Annotated in this window: 14 protein-coding genes; 1 reads left to right on the forward strand and 13 read right to left on the reverse strand. The window is 37.8% G+C overall.

The genetic code is table 11. The annotated features are described in order from the left end of the window. Positions 1 to 242 precede the first annotated feature (242 nt). From priA to CD001_RS19070, 6 genes are all read right to left on the reverse strand, one after another. Complete coding sequence (gene priA / locus CD001_RS19045) at positions 243 to 2,675, reverse strand: primosomal protein N' (RefSeq protein ID WP_096189182.1); 2,433 nt, start codon at positions 2,673 to 2,675, stop codon at positions 243 to 245. After that, a complete protein-coding gene (gene coaBC, locus CD001_RS19050; protein WP_096189183.1) occupies positions 2,672 to 3,880 on the reverse strand; it encodes a bifunctional phosphopantothenoylcysteine decarboxylase/phosphopantothenate--cysteine ligase CoaBC in 1,209 nt (402 codons plus the stop codon). The genes priA and coaBC overlap by 4 nt, the downstream gene beginning before the upstream one ends. 88 nt (positions 3,881 to 3,968) lie before the next feature. Beyond that, positions 3,969 to 4,190 carry a DNA-directed RNA polymerase subunit omega gene (gene rpoZ, locus CD001_RS19055; RefSeq protein WP_096189184.1) on the reverse strand — a complete coding sequence of 74 codons (222 nt, stop codon included), beginning with the start codon at positions 4,188 to 4,190 and terminating at the stop codon, positions 3,969 to 3,971. 4 nt (positions 4,191 to 4,194) lie between these two features. Beyond that, a complete protein-coding gene (gmk, locus tag CD001_RS19060; RefSeq protein ID WP_096189185.1) occupies positions 4,195 to 4,806 on the reverse strand; it encodes a guanylate kinase in 612 nt (203 codons plus the stop codon). Positions 4,807 to 5,305: 499 nt separating this feature from the next. Beyond that, positions 5,306 to 5,569 carry an extracellular matrix/biofilm regulator RemA gene (remA, locus tag CD001_RS19065; RefSeq protein WP_096189186.1) on the reverse strand — a complete coding sequence of 88 codons (264 nt, stop codon included), beginning with the start codon at positions 5,567 to 5,569 and terminating at the stop codon, positions 5,306 to 5,308. Between the two features lie 152 nt (positions 5,570 to 5,721). Further along, on the reverse strand, positions 5,722 to 6,603 hold the full coding sequence (locus tag CD001_RS19070) for a YicC/YloC family endoribonuclease (protein ID WP_096189187.1): 882 nt from the start codon (positions 6,601 to 6,603) through the stop codon (positions 5,722 to 5,724). A 280-nt stretch (positions 6,604 to 6,883) separates the two neighbouring features. Here CD001_RS19070 and CD001_RS19075 point away from each other — a divergent pair, with 280 nt between their 5' ends. Then, the gene (locus tag CD001_RS19075; RefSeq protein WP_096189188.1) at positions 6,884 to 8,596 is read left to right on the forward strand and encodes an Rqc2 family fibronectin-binding protein; all 1,713 of its coding nucleotides are present in this window, start codon (positions 6,884 to 6,886) and stop codon (positions 8,594 to 8,596) included. Positions 8,597 to 8,748: 152 nt separating this feature from the next. On the opposite strand, the gene CD001_RS19080 is transcribed toward CD001_RS19075, so the two are convergent. The 7 genes from CD001_RS19080 to CD001_RS19110 form a co-directional block, all read right to left on the reverse strand. Then, entirely contained in the window at positions 8,749 to 10,566 is a 1,818-nt protein-coding gene (locus CD001_RS19080) for an ABC transporter ATP-binding protein (RefSeq protein WP_096190682.1), read from the reverse strand. Positions 10,567 to 10,596: 30 nt separating this feature from the next. Beyond that, positions 10,597 to 12,351, reverse strand: a complete 1,755-nt coding sequence (locus CD001_RS19085) for an ABC transporter ATP-binding protein (RefSeq protein ID WP_096189189.1) — start codon at positions 12,349 to 12,351, stop codon at positions 10,597 to 10,599. A 444-nt stretch (positions 12,352 to 12,795) separates the two neighbouring features. Further along, positions 12,796 to 13,443, reverse strand: coding sequence for a class I SAM-dependent methyltransferase (locus CD001_RS19090; RefSeq protein WP_257009996.1), 648 nt, complete (start codon positions 13,441 to 13,443; stop codon positions 12,796 to 12,798). A gap of 25 nt (positions 13,444 to 13,468) precedes the next feature. Continuing rightward, positions 13,469 to 14,095, reverse strand: a complete 627-nt coding sequence (gene pyrE, locus CD001_RS19095) for an orotate phosphoribosyltransferase (protein ID WP_096189191.1) — start codon at positions 14,093 to 14,095, stop codon at positions 13,469 to 13,471. After that, positions 14,076 to 14,807: an orotidine-5'-phosphate decarboxylase gene (pyrF, locus tag CD001_RS19100; RefSeq protein WP_096189192.1), complete on the reverse strand. Its 732-nt coding sequence runs from the start codon at positions 14,805 to 14,807 to the stop codon at positions 14,076 to 14,078. Before pyrF ends, pyrE begins: the two co-directional genes overlap by 20 nt. After that, positions 14,789 to 15,718 carry a dihydroorotate dehydrogenase gene (locus tag CD001_RS19105; RefSeq protein WP_096189193.1) on the reverse strand — a complete coding sequence of 310 codons (930 nt, stop codon included), beginning with the start codon at positions 15,716 to 15,718 and terminating at the stop codon, positions 14,789 to 14,791. Before CD001_RS19105 ends, pyrF begins: the two co-directional genes overlap by 19 nt. Beyond that, a complete protein-coding gene (locus CD001_RS19110) occupies positions 15,715 to 16,482 on the reverse strand; it encodes a dihydroorotate dehydrogenase electron transfer subunit (protein ID WP_096190683.1) in 768 nt (255 codons plus the stop codon). Before CD001_RS19110 ends, CD001_RS19105 begins: the two co-directional genes overlap by 4 nt. Positions 16,483 to 16,488: the final 6 nt, after the last annotated feature.

A 16,488-nucleotide genomic window follows, 5' to 3' on the forward strand; every position in this document is an offset into this window, starting at 1 on the left:
GTGGCATGTCAGGCATTAGGACGTCCTGACGTCGAAGCAACTCGTTAGAGCAGATCTTCGACTCCCCCTCCCGCGCCCTGCGGGAACGCCGAAGTCCACAACATCCTTGTGGAAGCTCGTGAAGAAATACTAGTCGCTGGAGTCCCCGCCTTTCACTTCTTCGAATGATCAATAAAACTAAAATCTATGCGAAAAGTCCTTTAGTTAAAACATAAAAGTTCTACTTTCCATTTAAAAAATCGTTAAAGCATCATATAAGGATTCGTATCAATAATGATTGATAAGTCTGTACGGCTCATTTCACCTTGATACGTTTTAATAATATCTTGCAATACTGTTATCAACTTTGGCTCAACTTTGTATTTTACCATGCATTGGTAGCGATATCTATCTTTGATTCGTGGAATCGCTGATGCTACCGGACCATAAGTGATCGTGTTCTCAGATAAATTTCCTTTTAAAAATTGAACGATCTTTTCCGTTACTGATATAGCTTTTTGTAAATCAGTATCACTTATATGAATTAATGTTAAATAGTAATATGGAGGATATCCTCCTTGTTTTCTTATGTGCATTTCTTTTTGGAAAAATGAGACGTAGTCATGCTCTTTTACGTCCTGAATGCTGTAATGGTCAGGAGTGTAAGATTGTATGATGACTTCCCCATGCTTTTCATGTCTGCCCGCTCTTCCGCTCACTTGAGTTAATAATTGAAACGTTCTTTCTGAAGAGCGAAAATCAGGAAGGTGAAGCATCGAATCGGCTGCGAGGACACCGACTAACGTAATGTTTGGGAAGTCTAATCCTTTTGCAATCATCTGTGTTCCTAGTAGCACATCACCTTGACCACTGCCAAACTGGCTTAATAACTTTTCATGCGCTCCTTTTTTACGGGTCGTATCAACATCCATCCGAATCACTTCGATCCCGGGTATCGCTTTTTTTATTTCTTCCTCGACCTTTTGTGTACCTGAGCCGAAAAAACGAATAGAGTCACTTTCACACTCCGGGCAAATCGTTGGGACCGTTTCACCGTAACCGCAATAATGACATTGGAGCGATTGGTTCGTACGATGATATGTGAGAGAAATATCACAGTGAGGACATTGTGAAACGTACCCACAGTCTCGACACATTATAAATGTCGAATACCCTCTACGGTTTAAAAACAGTACGATTTGCTCATTCTTTTCTTTCCTTTCAAGCATTGCTTCTAACAATTTATTGGAAAACATTGACCGGTTGCCGACTTTTAATTCTTCACGCATGTCAATGATGTTAACATCAGGCATCTTAACATCGTTTACTCGTTTATCCATCGTTAACAAATGATAAACTTCTTTCTGGCCTCTTGCATAACTTTCTAATGAAGGAGTCGCACTCCCTAATATGACCGGACAGTTAAAATAGTCTCCCCGTTTAATCGCAACATCTCTTGCATGATATCTCGGAGATTCTTCCTGCTTATAACTCGTTTCGTGTTCTTCATCAATAATAATAATTCCGATATTTTCAAAGGGAGCAAATATAGCTGAACGCGCTCCTACTACGACGCTAACTTCTTTATTTCGGATTTTACGCCATTCATCATACTTTTCTCCCTTAGATAGTGCACTATGAAGAACAGCAACTAGTGACCCGAACCTCTCCTTAAAACGAGTAACCATTTGCGGAGTCAATGAAATTTCCGGGACTAACACAATGGCTTCTTTTCCAGACGATAGAGCATGTTCAATTGCCTGTAAGTATACTTCTGTTTTTCCGCTTCCAGTGACACCACGCAGTAAAAATGTGCGATGGATATGCTGTTCCATTGCTGAGATAATTGGTGATAATGATAGCTGCTGCTCTTCGGTCAGTGATAAAGATTCACTTTTTTTAAACGTTCTTCCTTCATAAGGGTCACGATTGAATGCCATTTCCTCTTCAAGTAATAACTCTTTTTTTACTAGCGATTGAACAGTTGCTCTTGATACGTTTGCTCTTTCTATGAGCTCGACTACCGGCCATAATTCAGCTTGTTCATTGATGATAAACGTCAAAAGTTCCTTTTGTTTCTCTGCATTTTTTGGTAAATCTTCTATCAGCTTTTGTAAGTCACTTATTGGCTTATTTCGTTTTATCACTTTTCTTTTCTTCTTTGTTTCATTTGTTCCGACGATCGATTCCACAACTAGGTGTCCATTTTTTATTGCTTTTGTAAGCTGTTTTCTTAATTGCTCTGAGAGCTGCTTATGGATTTCATCCCAATCGAGTTTGTTTGTCGGATTTCGAAACATTTCTTTCAGCTCTTCCGGTAATTTCCGCTGGTCAAATTCTGGGTTAATCGTAATTTCTTTTTTATATTTTGCTCTCATCGCGGCAGGAAGCATGACTTTCAAAGCGGCTATATGAAAAGACAGTGTCTTCTCTTTCAACCACCAGCTCAATGATAACAACTCATCTGTTAACGGAGGCTCGACATCGACCACTTCGATAATAGATCTCATTTTTTTTAGTTCATAATCACTTGATTGAACAATGTCGACGACAAAGCCTTGTACCTTTCGCGGCCCGAACGGAACAACAACTCTGACTCCAGGTACCGTCGTTTCTTCATAGACCTCCGGAATAAGATAATCAAATTGACGGTCAGTTTGATTCGCGGCTACATCAACAACAACACGTGCAATCATTCTATTGATCCTTTCTGGAACGTCAGTGCTTCATCTAGCAATATTTTTGCAACTTCAGTTTTAGTGGACATTGGAATCGTGACGCTATCACCAGTACGTTTAAACAGAATGACCTCATTGGTATCACCTTCAAATCCAGAACCAGGACTGGAAATTGAATTTGCCGCAATCATATCTACTTTTTTAGACTCGAGCTTTTTCCTTGCATATTTTTCTATATTTTCCGATTCTGCTGCAAAACCGATAAGGATTTGTTTTGTCCTCTTTTCACCTAACTCTTTTAATATATCTTTCGTCCGCTCCATTTCTATTTTCCAAGGACCTTCCTGTTTCTTCATTTTTTGCTCAAATGTCATTTTCGGCTTGTAATCTGCTACTGCGGCAGATTTAATCACAATATCCTGGTCAGGAAATGCCCTCATCACTGCCTCATACATTTCTTCTGCTGATTGAACATTTATGACTCGAACGCCATGTGGAGGGGTTAATGAGGTTTGTCCAGATATTAAGATAACTTCAGCCCCTCTTTTCGCTGCTTCATTAGCAATTGCATAACCCATTTTTCCTGTCGAACGGTTTGTAAAAAAGCGGACGGGGTCAACCTTTTCCCTCGTTGCTCCTGCTGTAACTAAAACCTTTTTACCGTTCCAATTCTTGTACGCTAATTTCGTAAAGTGATAGTCAATCATTTCTATTAAATCTTCTGGTTCAGTCATTCTTCCTTTTCCTTCGTACCCACATGCCAAGTAGCCTTCATTCGGCTCAACAAATGTATAACCGTAACCTTCTAATGTTTGCATATTTCTTAACACAGCTGGGTGAGCATACATGTTGACATTCATCGCTGGTGCGACCATGACAGGCGCTCTAGTTGCTAATAATGTCGTCGTTATCATGTCATCAGCAATACCATTCGCTAATTTTCCGATAATATTTGCAGTTGCCGGAGCAATGACAACTAAATCAGCCCAATCTGCAACATCGATATGGGCGATTTTCGCTGGATCTTTTTCTTCAAATGTATTTGTATAAACGCGATCACGAGATAAAGCTTGAAATGTTAATGGGGTCACAAACTGTTGTGCCGATGATGTCATCATGACTTTAACATCGTAACCGTTTTGAACAAGCTTGCTCGTTAATGCTGCTGCTTTAAAAACAGCAATTCCACCGCTAACACATAATAATACTTTTTTCTTTTCCATCTATGTTCGCCTCCAACATATTTCCTCTATTGCTTCTACTATATACTAACGATACCGAAAAAAGCTGTGAAAAAAAAGAAAAACAACCTTATACAAGGCTGTTTTCATTCTTTGCACTCTCATATGTTAATTTTTCTGCATCAATTTCTTCTAATGCTTTACCGACAAAATTGACAGACTTTGACTTTTCTGGTTTTTGAAACAACTCGGGGTTTTCGCGAAGCTGACGAGCTCTGTGTGATGATACTGTCACGAGAGTATACTTCGAATTAATTTTTGTCATTAATGAATCAATCGATGGATTTAACATGTAATCACTCCTCAACAAGTTCTTTATAAATATGAATGAGTCTTTCTTTTTTACAATTTTCTGCAGTAACAATCGATTTAATTCTTTCAACAGCTAACTCGACTTCATCATTTTCTACAACGTAGTCGTATTTATCCATTAAGTCTATTTCTTCTTTTGCGATCGTCATACGGCTGTCAATTAAATCTTTCGTTTCTGTCCCTCTTCCTTCAATACGACTTCTTAACTCTTTTAAGCTCGGAGGCATCAAAAAGATAAAAACACCTTCTGGGAATGTCTTTTTCACTTGTAAAGCACCTTGAACCTCAATTTCTAAAATAACATCCTTGCCCGAGGCTAACGTCTCTTCGACGTATTTACGCGGTGTGCCGTAATAATTGTCAACATATTGAGCCCATTCCAACAACTCATTTTCTTCAATCATCCGCTTAAACTCTTCTTTTGATTTAAAAAAGTAATTGACTCCGTCAACTTCGCCTTCTCGTGGATTTCGAGTTGTAGCAGAGACAGAATATTGAATATGTGTATCATGCTGCCTTAATGCACCGCAGACGGTACCTTTTCCTACCCCAGAAGGCCCGGATAAAACAATTAATAAACCTTTTTCCCTTTTCATATAAACCTCCAGCATTCCTTCAATAATAAGTCTTTCAACGTAATTCTTATGAATGACGACTGTTTCATGACGATAAAGACTTCATTATCGTTTCCTTCATTTGAAATAATGATACGATCTCATTCAGTCTTTCATTTTTGAGATAAGAAATTATAAAATTTCAATCTCTCTATTGTTTTCTAACCCCACAGAGCGTTTACATCATGAGCTTTCATCCGGATGTTGTGACTACGGCGTTCCCGCAGGAAGCGGTTGGTGTAGCCGAAGATCTGATCAGCGATTTGCCTCGACGGACAGGACCTCCTAATGCCTGACATACCACAGGACGTGGCGCTTTGCCCCGTTGGCAGGTGCGCGCTACAGAACGTTGCTCGTAGAGGTAGAGGCAGTGCTTTTCTTATTTATGTATCATATTTATCATTTTTGTAAAAATAATTCAAGTCCATAAATTGAATGATGAAGCCACCGGAAGATCCGATGGCAATGTGTAAACGTACGATTATTCTTCTGTCGCATCTTCTTTATTACTAATCACTCGTTGAGCGACTGTTTCTGGCTGTACAGCAGACAATATAACATGATCACTATCAGCAATAATGACTGCGCGTGTCCTTCTTCCATACGTAGCATCAATTAACATATTTCTGTCTCTAGCTTCAGTAATGATACGTTTAATTGGTGCTGATTCCGGACTGACAATGGAAATAATTCGGTTTGCTGAAACAATATTTCCAAAGCCAATATTAATTAATTTAATATCCATCTTCATTTCCCCTAACATTTCTTGTCGTTTCTTCGTTTGCTTTTGTAAATAGATGATTTTTATTATTACAAGTCTGCAGTATTAGAACGCTGAAACTTTTTTCGTTTCTGCGCCTATATGAGAACACGAGATTATACAAGCTACCTTATTCGTTATTCTATATTTTGTACTTGTTCGCGAACTTTCTCTAACTCAGACTTTAGATCGACAACGAGTTGACTAATTTGTATATCATTTGCTTTTGAACCAATCGTATTTGTTTCTCGATTTAATTCCTGAACGAGGAAGTCTAACTTTCTACCAACAACATCATTTTGCTTTATAATTTGTTGAATTTGTTTTAAGTGACTTTCTATTCGTGTCAGTTCTTCTTGAATATCTGCTTTATCAGCATAGACAGCGACTTCTGTTAACATACGCGAATCATCAATATCTATTTTACCATTAATAAACTCTTCTACACGAATTTTAAGTTTTTCACGGTAGTTTTCTTGTACACGCGGAGCTAATTCTCTTAATTTCTCAGTCCAGTCAGACATTTTCTCTATTCGCTTTGTGACGTCTGCAAATAGTTCTTTCCCTTCTTGTACTCTCATTTCTTTCAGTTGAAGTGAGGCTTCTTCAACAGCAGTAAGAAGCAGGTTCTTCAAACCTTCAGATACTTCTTCACTCTCTTGCACTTCTACAATGTGTTCATGAAGAAGCAGCTGGTCTACCGGAAATGGATTGGAAGATGTCGTTCGTTCAGTCATTTTTGAAAATGTTTCGTGATATTCATGAAAAAGATCCCAATCAACTTGAAGTGACCTGTTGACGATCCCTTCTCCTTTTAAGTGAATAAACACGTCAACTTTCCCTCTTTGTACATATTGAGAGATTTTCTTTTTCAGTTGGTCCTCCATAAAGAAAAACTGCCGCGGCATCCGAATGTTTATTTCACAAAATCGGTGATTAACTGCCTTCATTTCGACTGTAACCTCATAATCCGCGATTTCCTTAAATGAGCGACCAAATCCTGTCATACTTACGATCATTTCTATCACATCCACAAGTCTATTTTATACAATTTTAAGTTGAACAACAAGAGAGAAGGAAACATTCTTTTATTGAACATTGAATTTTTCATTTTTCTTCCATTTATTTTATTGAACTTTGAATGATATCATATAATCTGCTAATATTCTACAATGCACTCGTAAATAGTACGTTCTTTCTAAAAACATGTTATTCTTATTGATGAAGGATTCAAAAAAGGAACTCTTAGCTAATTGTATACATATATTTTGAATAGATTTCCTACAAGGAGGTGCTGACATGTCATTCGATGGGATTATGACAAGAGCAGTTACACACGATTTACAACAAATAATAGAAAGTGGACGTATCGTAAAAATTCACCAACCATATAAAACAGAATTAATTTTTACCATTCGGGCAAATGGAAAGAACTATTCCCTATTATTTTCTGCAAACTCATCATTTGCGCGGTTTCACCTAACAAATGAAAAATATGAAAACCCTAAAGAACCACCAATGTTTTGCATGCTGTTAAGAAAGCATCTTGAAGGGAGCCTTCTTGAAAAAATTGAGCAAAAAGGGTTGGAAAGAATTATTACGTTTTCATTCAGAGGCAGAAACGAATTAGGGGATGTTTCTTACAAAAAATTGATCATTGAGCTGATGGGTAGACATAGTAACATTCTCCTTGTTGATACTGAAAAAAACACGATTTTGGACAGTATTAAGCATGTGCCGCCTTCTGTATCATCGTACCGTACCGTTTTACCAGGGCAGCCGTATAAAGAACCCCCTCACCAGGACAAAGAAAACCCTTTAAATATGGATGAAGAAACACTTAAACGTAAATTGAACTTTCACCAAGGAAAAATGTCTCAACAACTGATTGATACGTTTAGTGGATTATCTCCTCAAGTTGTTGAAGAAATATTATATAGAGCAAAATTTGCAAACGTGGAGACGATACCGCCAACATTTATTCAAACATTAACACCAGTCAAAAATCATGAATATGTCCCTGAACTAATCAGTGATAAAACAGGAGAAGCATTTACAGTCATCCCGCTTACTCATAAGGAAGGGACAAGAAAATCATTCGCTTCTGTCCATGAACTGCTCGATCGGTACTTTTACGGTAAGGCTGAACGAGACCGTGTAAAGCAGCAAGCTCATGACTTAGAGCGGATGCTACGTAATGAGTATAATAAAAACAAGAAGAAGATTAAGAAACTCGAAAAAACGTTAACAGATGCAGATAAAGCGAAAAAACAGCAACGATACGGAGAACTTGTCACCGCCCATATGCACCTCATTAACAACGGTGATCATGAAGTAGAAGTTATTGATTATTACGATCCTGATCAGAAAACAGTCGTTATACCTCTTGATCCGAGAAAGACTCCGTCAGAAAATGCTCAACAATATTTTAAAAAATATCATAAACTGAAAAATTCAGTTGCAGTCGTCAAAGATCAAATCAATAAAGCTGTCGAGGAAATGACTTATTTAGACCAAGTGATTCAGCAAATTGAATCAGCTTCTCCAAGTGATATTGAGGATATAAGAGAAGAACTTCAAGACGAAGGCTATTTAAAGAAAAGAGCTGCTACAAAGAAAAAGAAAAAAAATGATAAACCACAACTCGAAAAATATCTTTCCTCTGAAGGGATTGAAATTTACGTTGGTAAAAACAATAAACAGAACGAGTATTTAACAAATCGACTTGCAAGACAAAATGATACTTGGCTTCATACAAAAGATATTCCTGGATCACACGTCGTTATTAGAAGTGATACATTTAATGAAACAACGCTTCACGAAGCAGCCAATTTAGCCGCTTATTTCAGTAAAGCAAGAAACTCTGGACAAGTTCCAGTAGATTACACATTGATACGTCATGTGAAAAAGCCAAGTGGGGCAAAGCCAGGATATGTGATTTATGATAATCAAGCAACATTGTATGCAACACCTGATGAAGATCTCGTCCTTACACTGAAACAAAAGAAGTAAACCCGAACCTTGTAATCGACCAGAGCCTGCTAAACAATCGCATCATAATAGTAAAACAAAAAAAGAGGATGAACCTAAATATTGACTGTCCTTGCCTATTTGACAAGGACAGTTCAAACATAGGTAACCTCTTTTTCTTCATCATTCACTCATTATCCTGTATTTAATACTTTGAATTGTGCTTTTACTAATCCGTAATATTCACCCTTTTGGTTCATTAGTTCTTCATGATTTCCATGTTCAATGATGTTTCCTTGTTCAAGCACAAAGATATTATCCGCTTCTCGAATCGTTGACAGACGGTGAGCAATCATAATCGCAGTTCGTCCGTGTAGTAGTCTCCTTAATGCTTTTTGTATCAATTGCTCTGTCTCCGTATCTATGGATGCTGTTGCCTCATCTAATATTAAGATTTGAGGATCTGCTAACAAACAGCGTGCAAACGATATTAACTGTCTCTCACCAACAGATAAGACGTTTCCGCGTTCTTCAACTTCAGTGTCGTAACCATTTTTTAAATTTGAAATAAATGGATGTGCTCCGACTGTTTTTGCTGCTTCAATCACTTCTTCATCTGTTGCACCAGGGCGTCCGAAGCGAATATTATCTTTTATTGACCCAGAGAAAATAAACGTATCTTGCAGGACGATACTCACTTTATGCCGAAGGCTATTTAAAGCTATGTCTCTTAAGTCATGTCCATCAATTAATACCCGACCTTTTGTAGGATCATAAAATCGGCTGATCAAGTTGACAATCGTCGTCTTTCCGCTTCCCGTATGTCCAACGAGTGCAACAGTTTGCCCTGGCTCCATCATTAAATTAATCCCCTTTAACGCTTTACGATCTTCATCATAGGCAAATTCAACATTTTCAAACTTAATTTCACCTTTAATGTCACCGAGCTCTATTGCTTTGTCACTTTCAGGAACAGAAGGTTGTTCATCTAAAAATTCAAATATTCGTTCTGATGATGCCATACCGACGAGTAACTGATTGTATACTTGCCCAAGCCTTGAAATCGGCTCCCAGAACATCCCTAAGTAAAGTGAAAACGCAAAAAACTGACCAATTGTAATCCCACCATCAGCCTGGATTAAATAAACGCCAAACCATAATAGTACAGCGACTCCAACTGCACTACTCATCTCTACAAATGGGCGAAAGAGTGCGTTCTTTTGTGTTGCATTTCTCCATGCTTCGTAATTGTGTTTATTCATATTTCGAAAAAATCCGATGTTCTCTTTTTCTTGTGTAAATGATTGTGTTACACGGATTCCTTGAATGCTCTCATTTAAGTGAGAATTTATCATCGATTGTTTGATCCTGACATCTTGCCATGCTCTACGGATATTTCTTCGCAGTTTCGTTGAGATGAAGAACATGAGCGGTAAAACAATCATAATCGCTAAAGTCAATTCAGGACTAATCATAAAGAGAATGAAAATAATCCCAAACAGCATAAGCAGATCCATTAATAAATTGATAACCCCGTTTGTAAATAAATCTTGTAAAGAGTTCACATCATTTGTAATTCGAACTAAAATTGACCCTGCTGAACGTTGATCGAAAAAACGGTGTGAAAGCCGCTGAATATGATCGAACAAGCTTTTTCTTAAGTCAAATATAATATATTGACCTACTTTGTTCATGTATTTAATCCTCAACACATTTCCTATCCATGCAATTAAGTACATCACGGCAATAATCCCGACCATGATCCATAAAAAGTTCAAGTCACGATGGTCAATAATGTTGTCTAAAGCATAACTACCGATTAAAACTGGAGCTAACAATCTAACTGCTGTAGATAAGATCATGCCGAATATTGCAATTGGTAAGATCGTTTTAGCATACGGTTTCATATAAGTCAACAAGCGCAACATTTGTTTCCAGTTAAAAGGCTTTTCGATCGCTTGGTCGGTAGAGTAATGAAACCGTTTATTAATCCTCGTATCATTCGTTTTCATTTCATTATCTGGCACTTTCGCTCACCCCCGTTACTTCGCTTCCTGTAAAACAGCATGTCGGTCTTTAAATTGAATATCATAAATATGTCGATAATGTCCGTCTTTTAATAACAATAATTCATCATGTGTCCCTCGTTCGACAATCTCGCCATTGTCCAAGACAAGTATTTCATCGGCATGCATTAACGAAGAAATCCTGTGAGCAATGATAAATGTTGTTCTCCCTTTCATCACTTCCTGAAATGCTTGCTGGATTTTTCCTTCCGTCTCCATGTCAACTGCACTTGTTGCATCATCAAGAATCAAGATACTCGGATCAATACAAATTGATCTCGCAATCGCAATTCGCTGCTTTTGTCCACCAGACAATCCCATTCCTCTTTCCCCTAATATCGTGTCATAACCATCTGGTAAGTTCATAATAAAATCATGCGCTTGAGCCCTTTTTGCAGCATCAATAATTTGTTCTTCCGTTGCATCAGGATTACCATAAGAAATATTATCTTTTATTGTCGAAGAAAATAGGAAAGATTCTTGGAGCACGACCCCAATATTCTTTCGAATGGATTTTAATGTATAATCTTGGATTGAGCGGCCGTCAATTAATACTTCTCCTCGATTTGGCTCATAAAATCGTGATATTAACTGAGTAATGGACGTTTTACCAGAACCGGTAGCACCGATAAGGCCGATCGTTTTTCCAGGAGGAGCATCGAAAGTGATGTTATTTAAAGCACATTCATCTTCGCTGTCATAGTAGTGAGTGACATGATTAAATTGGACATGACCGTCCAAACGCTCTTTTACTATCGCATTTGGGTTGTCAAAAATATCTTCTTTTTCATCTAAAACTTGTAACAAACGTTCCCCTGAAGCTTTTGACTGTGAAAACGTGTTAATGATAAACCCTAAATTCATTAAAGGGCCGATAATATACCAAATTAAACTAAAGAAGGCAACGAGAACACCTGGAGCTAGCTGGTTATTAATAACGAGCCAGCCTCCATAGCCAAGTAAAGCGACAACACATATTTGTCCGATTAATTCCATAATAGGAAAATAGCGCGCCCATATATTAGACGTGTAAATATATTTGTCCTTGTAATCAGTATTTTTATCGTCAAACCTTCCAATTTCAAAATCTTCTTTTGATAACGACTTAACAGTATTCATTCCGCTAATGTTTTCTTGTACTTTCGTTGTCATACTTGCAAGTGACTTTCGAATACTAGTGAAAGCAGGATGTACTTTTTTGTCAAAACGCTTCACTGTAACAATTAAAAACGGCATAGAAATTAACGTCACAACAGCTAATGACGGGCTGTAATATAGCATAATTCCCATACTCAAACCGACGAGCATGATTAAATTGATTAATTGAGCAAAGCCAAAAGACAAAAAGAAACGGAATCCCTCTACATCAGCTGTCAAGCGTGACATGAGGTCCCCCGTTCGTGCGTTATCATAATATCGAAATGGTAAAAATTGAAGTTTTCGATATAATGCATTCCGCAGCTCATATACCGATCTTATTCCAAATAAATCTCCTAAGTACTGATGGAAGTAAGTAGCTACCCCTTTCAGACCCATTAAGAGCAGGAATCCTATCGAAACATATGGAACGAGCTCATAGTTTTCACCTAAGATAATGTGGTCAATCGTAATTTGTAAAATAACAGGATACACAACCGTGATACCTGTTACGGCGAGTAAAAAGAGAATCGATAAAATAAAGTACTTTTTAAATGGCCAGTAAAACTCTTTTAAACGCTTAAACGTATTCAATCGGGTCACCTCCTAATCGTTCTTTTGCGATTGAATTTCCCATAGATAGAAAAGACACTAAATTAGCCCAAATGAAAAAATTCAGACATTTAAATAGAAAAGAAAGGGAATAGTAATAATATATCGGTTTCCGAAATATTTATCTATCCCCTATTTGTATGATTTACTGTTATATTCAACTGATTATGCCTATTTCGCTAGGTATATACTACTTTTTACCAAAGTTTCTCTATAATTCTCCCGAATCATCCTTATTTTAAAAGATCTACTCTTATGATAAAGTGATTTTAATAATTATTTATGACCGTGTTTATTTCTCCTTCATCATTTTACTCATATTGTTATTTTATATGAAAGATTTTAAATATACGAGCCTTCAATCCTATGTAGATGGATGATGACATATCAACACCATGTTACCACGGGGTCAGGAAACAAATAAATTTATTTTTGGGCAATTGTTATGAGTGAGAGATCTTCCAAATATGTAAACTGTTCAACGTCTTTAAATCCACAATTTTTAAGTAGCTGTTCGAATTCATTCATATGAAACGTATGCCTTCGTTCTGAGATACGTCCCCATTGAATAAGTGCATCTGCTTCAATATCTTGCAAGTTCCACATTTGAACGTACTGCTCTGCTACACGTACATTTAGTTTCGAGCTCGGGTTTATTAATCCTAAACAGCCGCTAGGCTTTAGAACTCGGAACATTTCTTTTACGACTTTTTCTGGGTCAGGAATAAGAAAAACAACACACGTTGAACATACGATGTCAAATGATTGTTCATGAAATGGAAGCTTTTCTGCATCGGCTACTTGAAATGAAAAGGAACGTGGATTGACTGAACGAGTAAACAGTTGTTCAGCATGTTTAATCATGTTTTTAGATAAATCAATTCCAACTACGTCGGTCGATTTGGTCGTCCCTTTCATAAGTAATCTTCCAGTACCGCAGCCAACATCTAACACTTGCTTATCTTCCCACGTTCCCAATTGGTCAAGGAAATGTTCATGAATGGCCGACAACCAAGAAGACATTGCCATTTGATCAAAAAACTTTACCTTTTCATCAAATTCCTCCCCAGTCATTTTACGCAAAATGAATCACCTCGTTTTAGTTTGTAAGCCAGCTTTCTGGATCTTGCCGCCATTTCTCAAGCAAAAAATAATCTTCTTGTGATATTTCGTCATTTTTTAACGCTGTCTTTAATAATATTGAAAATGTTGTTAACGAATGATTCGAAATTTTCGCATCCTGAAATGCTTGTTTCGCTTTTGGCAGCTCGTATGTAAAAATCGAACATACCCCTATAACTTGTCCCCCTGCTTTTGATACTGCTTCAGCAGCTTGTAGAGAAGAACCTCCTGTAGATATGAGATCTTCGATAACGAGTACTCTATTTCCTTCACTGAAAGTACCTTCAATTAAATTTTCTTTTCCGTGACCTTTCGCTTTCGAACGAATGTAAACCATTGGCAACCCTAGTCGGTCAGCAATCCACGCTGCGTGAGGAATTCCTGCTGTTGAAGTACCAGCTATGATTTCCACACCGCTATATTTTTCTTTAATAATTTGAACAAATGCATGAATAACTTGTTCTCTTTCTTCGGGGTGTGAGATAACAAGTCGATTATCACAATAAATAGGTGATTTCAAACCTGAGCTCCACGTATATGGTGAATTTGGACTTAATGTAATAGCTTTAATATTTAATAGCAGATTAGCAATTTTCTCTGTCATAGATAAATTCCCTCCATTCTGTTTCGTACAATTTATAAGCAGTTAACGGATCTTCCGCTCTCGTGACTCCCCTTCCTACAACAATCGCATCGCTTCCGTATTCCCTTGCTTGTTGAGGTGTGACGACACGATGCTGATCATTGTTACGGTCACTGATTCTTCGAATTCCAGGTGTTACAGTATATAAAGGTGAACCAACTGCTGCTTGAATCATCGGGACTTCCAATGCAGAGCAGACGACTCCGTCTAACTTTGCTTTTCTTACTTGTTTACACAAATGAAGCACGTGGTCTGGTAATGAACCTGTTATCCCTTGTTCGTTTTTCATCACTTCTTCTGACGTACTCGTAAGTTGGGTAACAGCAATACACATCGTTTTTTGTCCACTCTGTGTGCCTATGTCAAGTCCTTCAGCAGCTGCTTCCATCATCGCCACACCGCCCATTGCGTGAACGTTCACTAAGTCTACTTCTAGTTTCGCTAATTGTGTCATCGCTCGTTTGACTGTATGAGGAATATCATGAAGTTTTAAATCGAGAAATACGTGGTGCCCCATCTCTTTCAGCGAATAAACGAGAGATGGACCTTCACGATAAAATAGTTCCATTCCTACTTTTACAAATAATTTCTCATCATCAAAACGGTTCAAAAAAGAATCCACGTCTTTTTTATCTGCAAAATCTAATGCAATAATTAATGGGTTACTTTGCAAGTTTTCCAGCTCCTCCCGATGATTGATGAAAGTTGATCAATCTCTAGCTCCTCCATCCGCTTCTCTAACTGTCCGATTAATGAAGGGCATACATAAGGATCAACAAAGTTTGCGGTACCAATGGCAACAGCTGATGCACCAGCCATCATAAATTCCAGAATATCATCCACTTCATGAATTCCACCCATTCCGATGATTGGAATGTTCACGTGCTGACTTACTTCATGGATCATTCGAATTGCGACAGGTTTGATCGCTGCTCCTGACAGTCCACCAGTTTTATTCGCAATGACAGGAGAAGCAGAATGCACGTCAATTCTCATGCCAAGCAATGTGTTTATCATACTTAACCCGTCAGCACCTGCTGTTTGTACTGATTTTGCCATTTGCACAATGTCTGTCACATTTGGTGATAATTTCACATAAACAGGTACTTGTGAAACAGACTTTACTTTTTCCGTTACGTCTGCTGCTAAATCTGGATTCGTACCAAACGTAAGTCCACCTTCTTTCACATTCGGGCAAGAAATATTTAACTCTAGTGCATGAACATTTCGAACTTCTGACACTTTTTCAGCAACTGTCATGTAATCTTCTGGTGTATTTCCTGCAATATTCACAATTACAGGAGTGTCATATTGTTCTAGCCATGGCAATTCATTGGCGATAACGTGATCTAAACCAGGATTCTGTAACCCGATCGCATTTAGCATTCCACTACTCGTCTCTGCTACTCTAGGAGTCGGATTTCCAGTTCTACTTTCCACGGTAACGGCTTTAACACAAATAGCCCCTAATTCATTCAAGTTATAAAATTGACTATACTCTTGACCGAATCCGAAGCATCCTGAAGCAGGCATAACAGGATTTTTCATTGTAAGCCCTGGCAATTCTACTTGTAAACGATTCATACAATGACCTCCCCTGTTTTAAATACTGGTCCATCACTGCAGACTTTCCGATAGGTTCGTTTAAGATCACTAATAGCATCTTCATGTACATCACATACACATGCTAAACAAGCTCCAACTCCGCATCCCATTCGTTCCTCTAAAGACACGTATCCTTCAGTATTTGCTTTCTTTTCAACCGCCCGTAACATCGGACGAGGACCACAGCTGTAAAATGTTTGATAATTCCCGTTCACCTCATCCATTGCATGAGTGACAAACCCTTTTATTCCTTTTGAACCATCTTCTGTCGTAATGTATAGATCTCCAAGCTTCTCAAACTCTGATTCTAGAAAAATATCTTTTTCTTTCCTAAACCCTAGAATCGTCATTACTTTAGCCCCTTTTTCTACAAGCTTTTTTGCTAAGTAGTAGAGGGGAGGGATCCCAACTCCTCCTCCTACGAGTAAACAATTATCGCCTTGCTGAATTTGTTCTGTTGGGAACCCATGCCCTAACGGGCCAAGTACATTCACTTTACTTCCAGAACATTTATCTTTTAATCTAGCTGTTCCTTTTCCTTCAATTCTGTAAATCATCGAAAACGTTTCATTCATCATATCGACATCACAAATACTAATCGGTCGTCGTAAAGTATGTTCTAATGAGTTTTCAATACGGAGATGTACGAATTGTCCAGCTTCAGTCATTTCTTTCGTAAGAGTACCTTTTATTTCGATTTTATATATATTAGGTGCAAGCTCATCTTGGTTGACGATAGTCATATTTTC

The sequence above is a fragment of the Evansella halocellulosilytica genome (genome assembly GCF_002335745.1).
Lineage (GTDB): Bacteria > Bacillota > Bacilli > Bacillales > Salisediminibacteriaceae > Bacillus_CA > Bacillus_CA halocellulosilytica.

Bases quoted from the DNA above. Each gene is read 5' to 3' on its own strand.
- priA (WP_096189182.1), bottom strand. From the start codon at position 2,675: ATGATTGCACGTGTTGTTGTTGATGTAGCCGCGAATCAAACTGACCGT.
- coaBC (WP_096189183.1), bottom strand. From the start codon at position 3,880: ATGGAAAAGAAAAAAGTATTATTATGTGTTAGCGGTGGAATTGCTGTT.
- rpoZ (WP_096189184.1), bottom strand. From the start codon at position 4,190: ATGTTAAATCCATCGATTGATTCATTAATGACAAAAATTAATTCGAAG.
- gmk (WP_096189185.1), bottom strand. From the start codon at position 4,806: ATGAAAAGGGAAAAAGGTTTATTAATTGTTTTATCCGGGCCTTCTGGG.
- remA (WP_096189186.1), bottom strand. From the start codon at position 5,569: ATGGATATTAAATTAATTAATATTGGCTTTGGAAATATTGTTTCAGCA.
- CD001_RS19070 (WP_096189187.1), bottom strand. From the start codon at position 6,603: ATGATCGTAAGTATGACAGGATTTGGTCGCTCATTTAAGGAAATCGCG.
- CD001_RS19075 (WP_096189188.1), top strand. From the start codon at position 6,884: ATGTCATTCGATGGGATTATGACAAGAGCAGTTACACACGATTTACAA.
- CD001_RS19080 (WP_096190682.1), bottom strand. From the start codon at position 10,566: ATGAAAACGAATGATACGAGGATTAATAAACGGTTTCATTACTCTACC.
- CD001_RS19090 (WP_257009996.1), bottom strand. From the start codon at position 13,443: ATGACTGGGGAGGAATTTGATGAAAAGGTAAAGTTTTTTGATCAAATG.
- pyrE (WP_096189191.1), bottom strand. From the start codon at position 14,095: ATGACAGAGAAAATTGCTAATCTGCTATTAAATATTAAAGCTATTACA.
- CD001_RS19105 (WP_096189193.1), bottom strand. From the start codon at position 15,718: ATGAATCGTTTACAAGTAGAATTGCCAGGGCTTACAATGAAAAATCCT.
- CD001_RS19110 (WP_096190683.1), bottom strand. From the start codon at position 16,482: ATGACTATCGTCAACCAAGATGAGCTTGCACCTAATATATATAAAATC.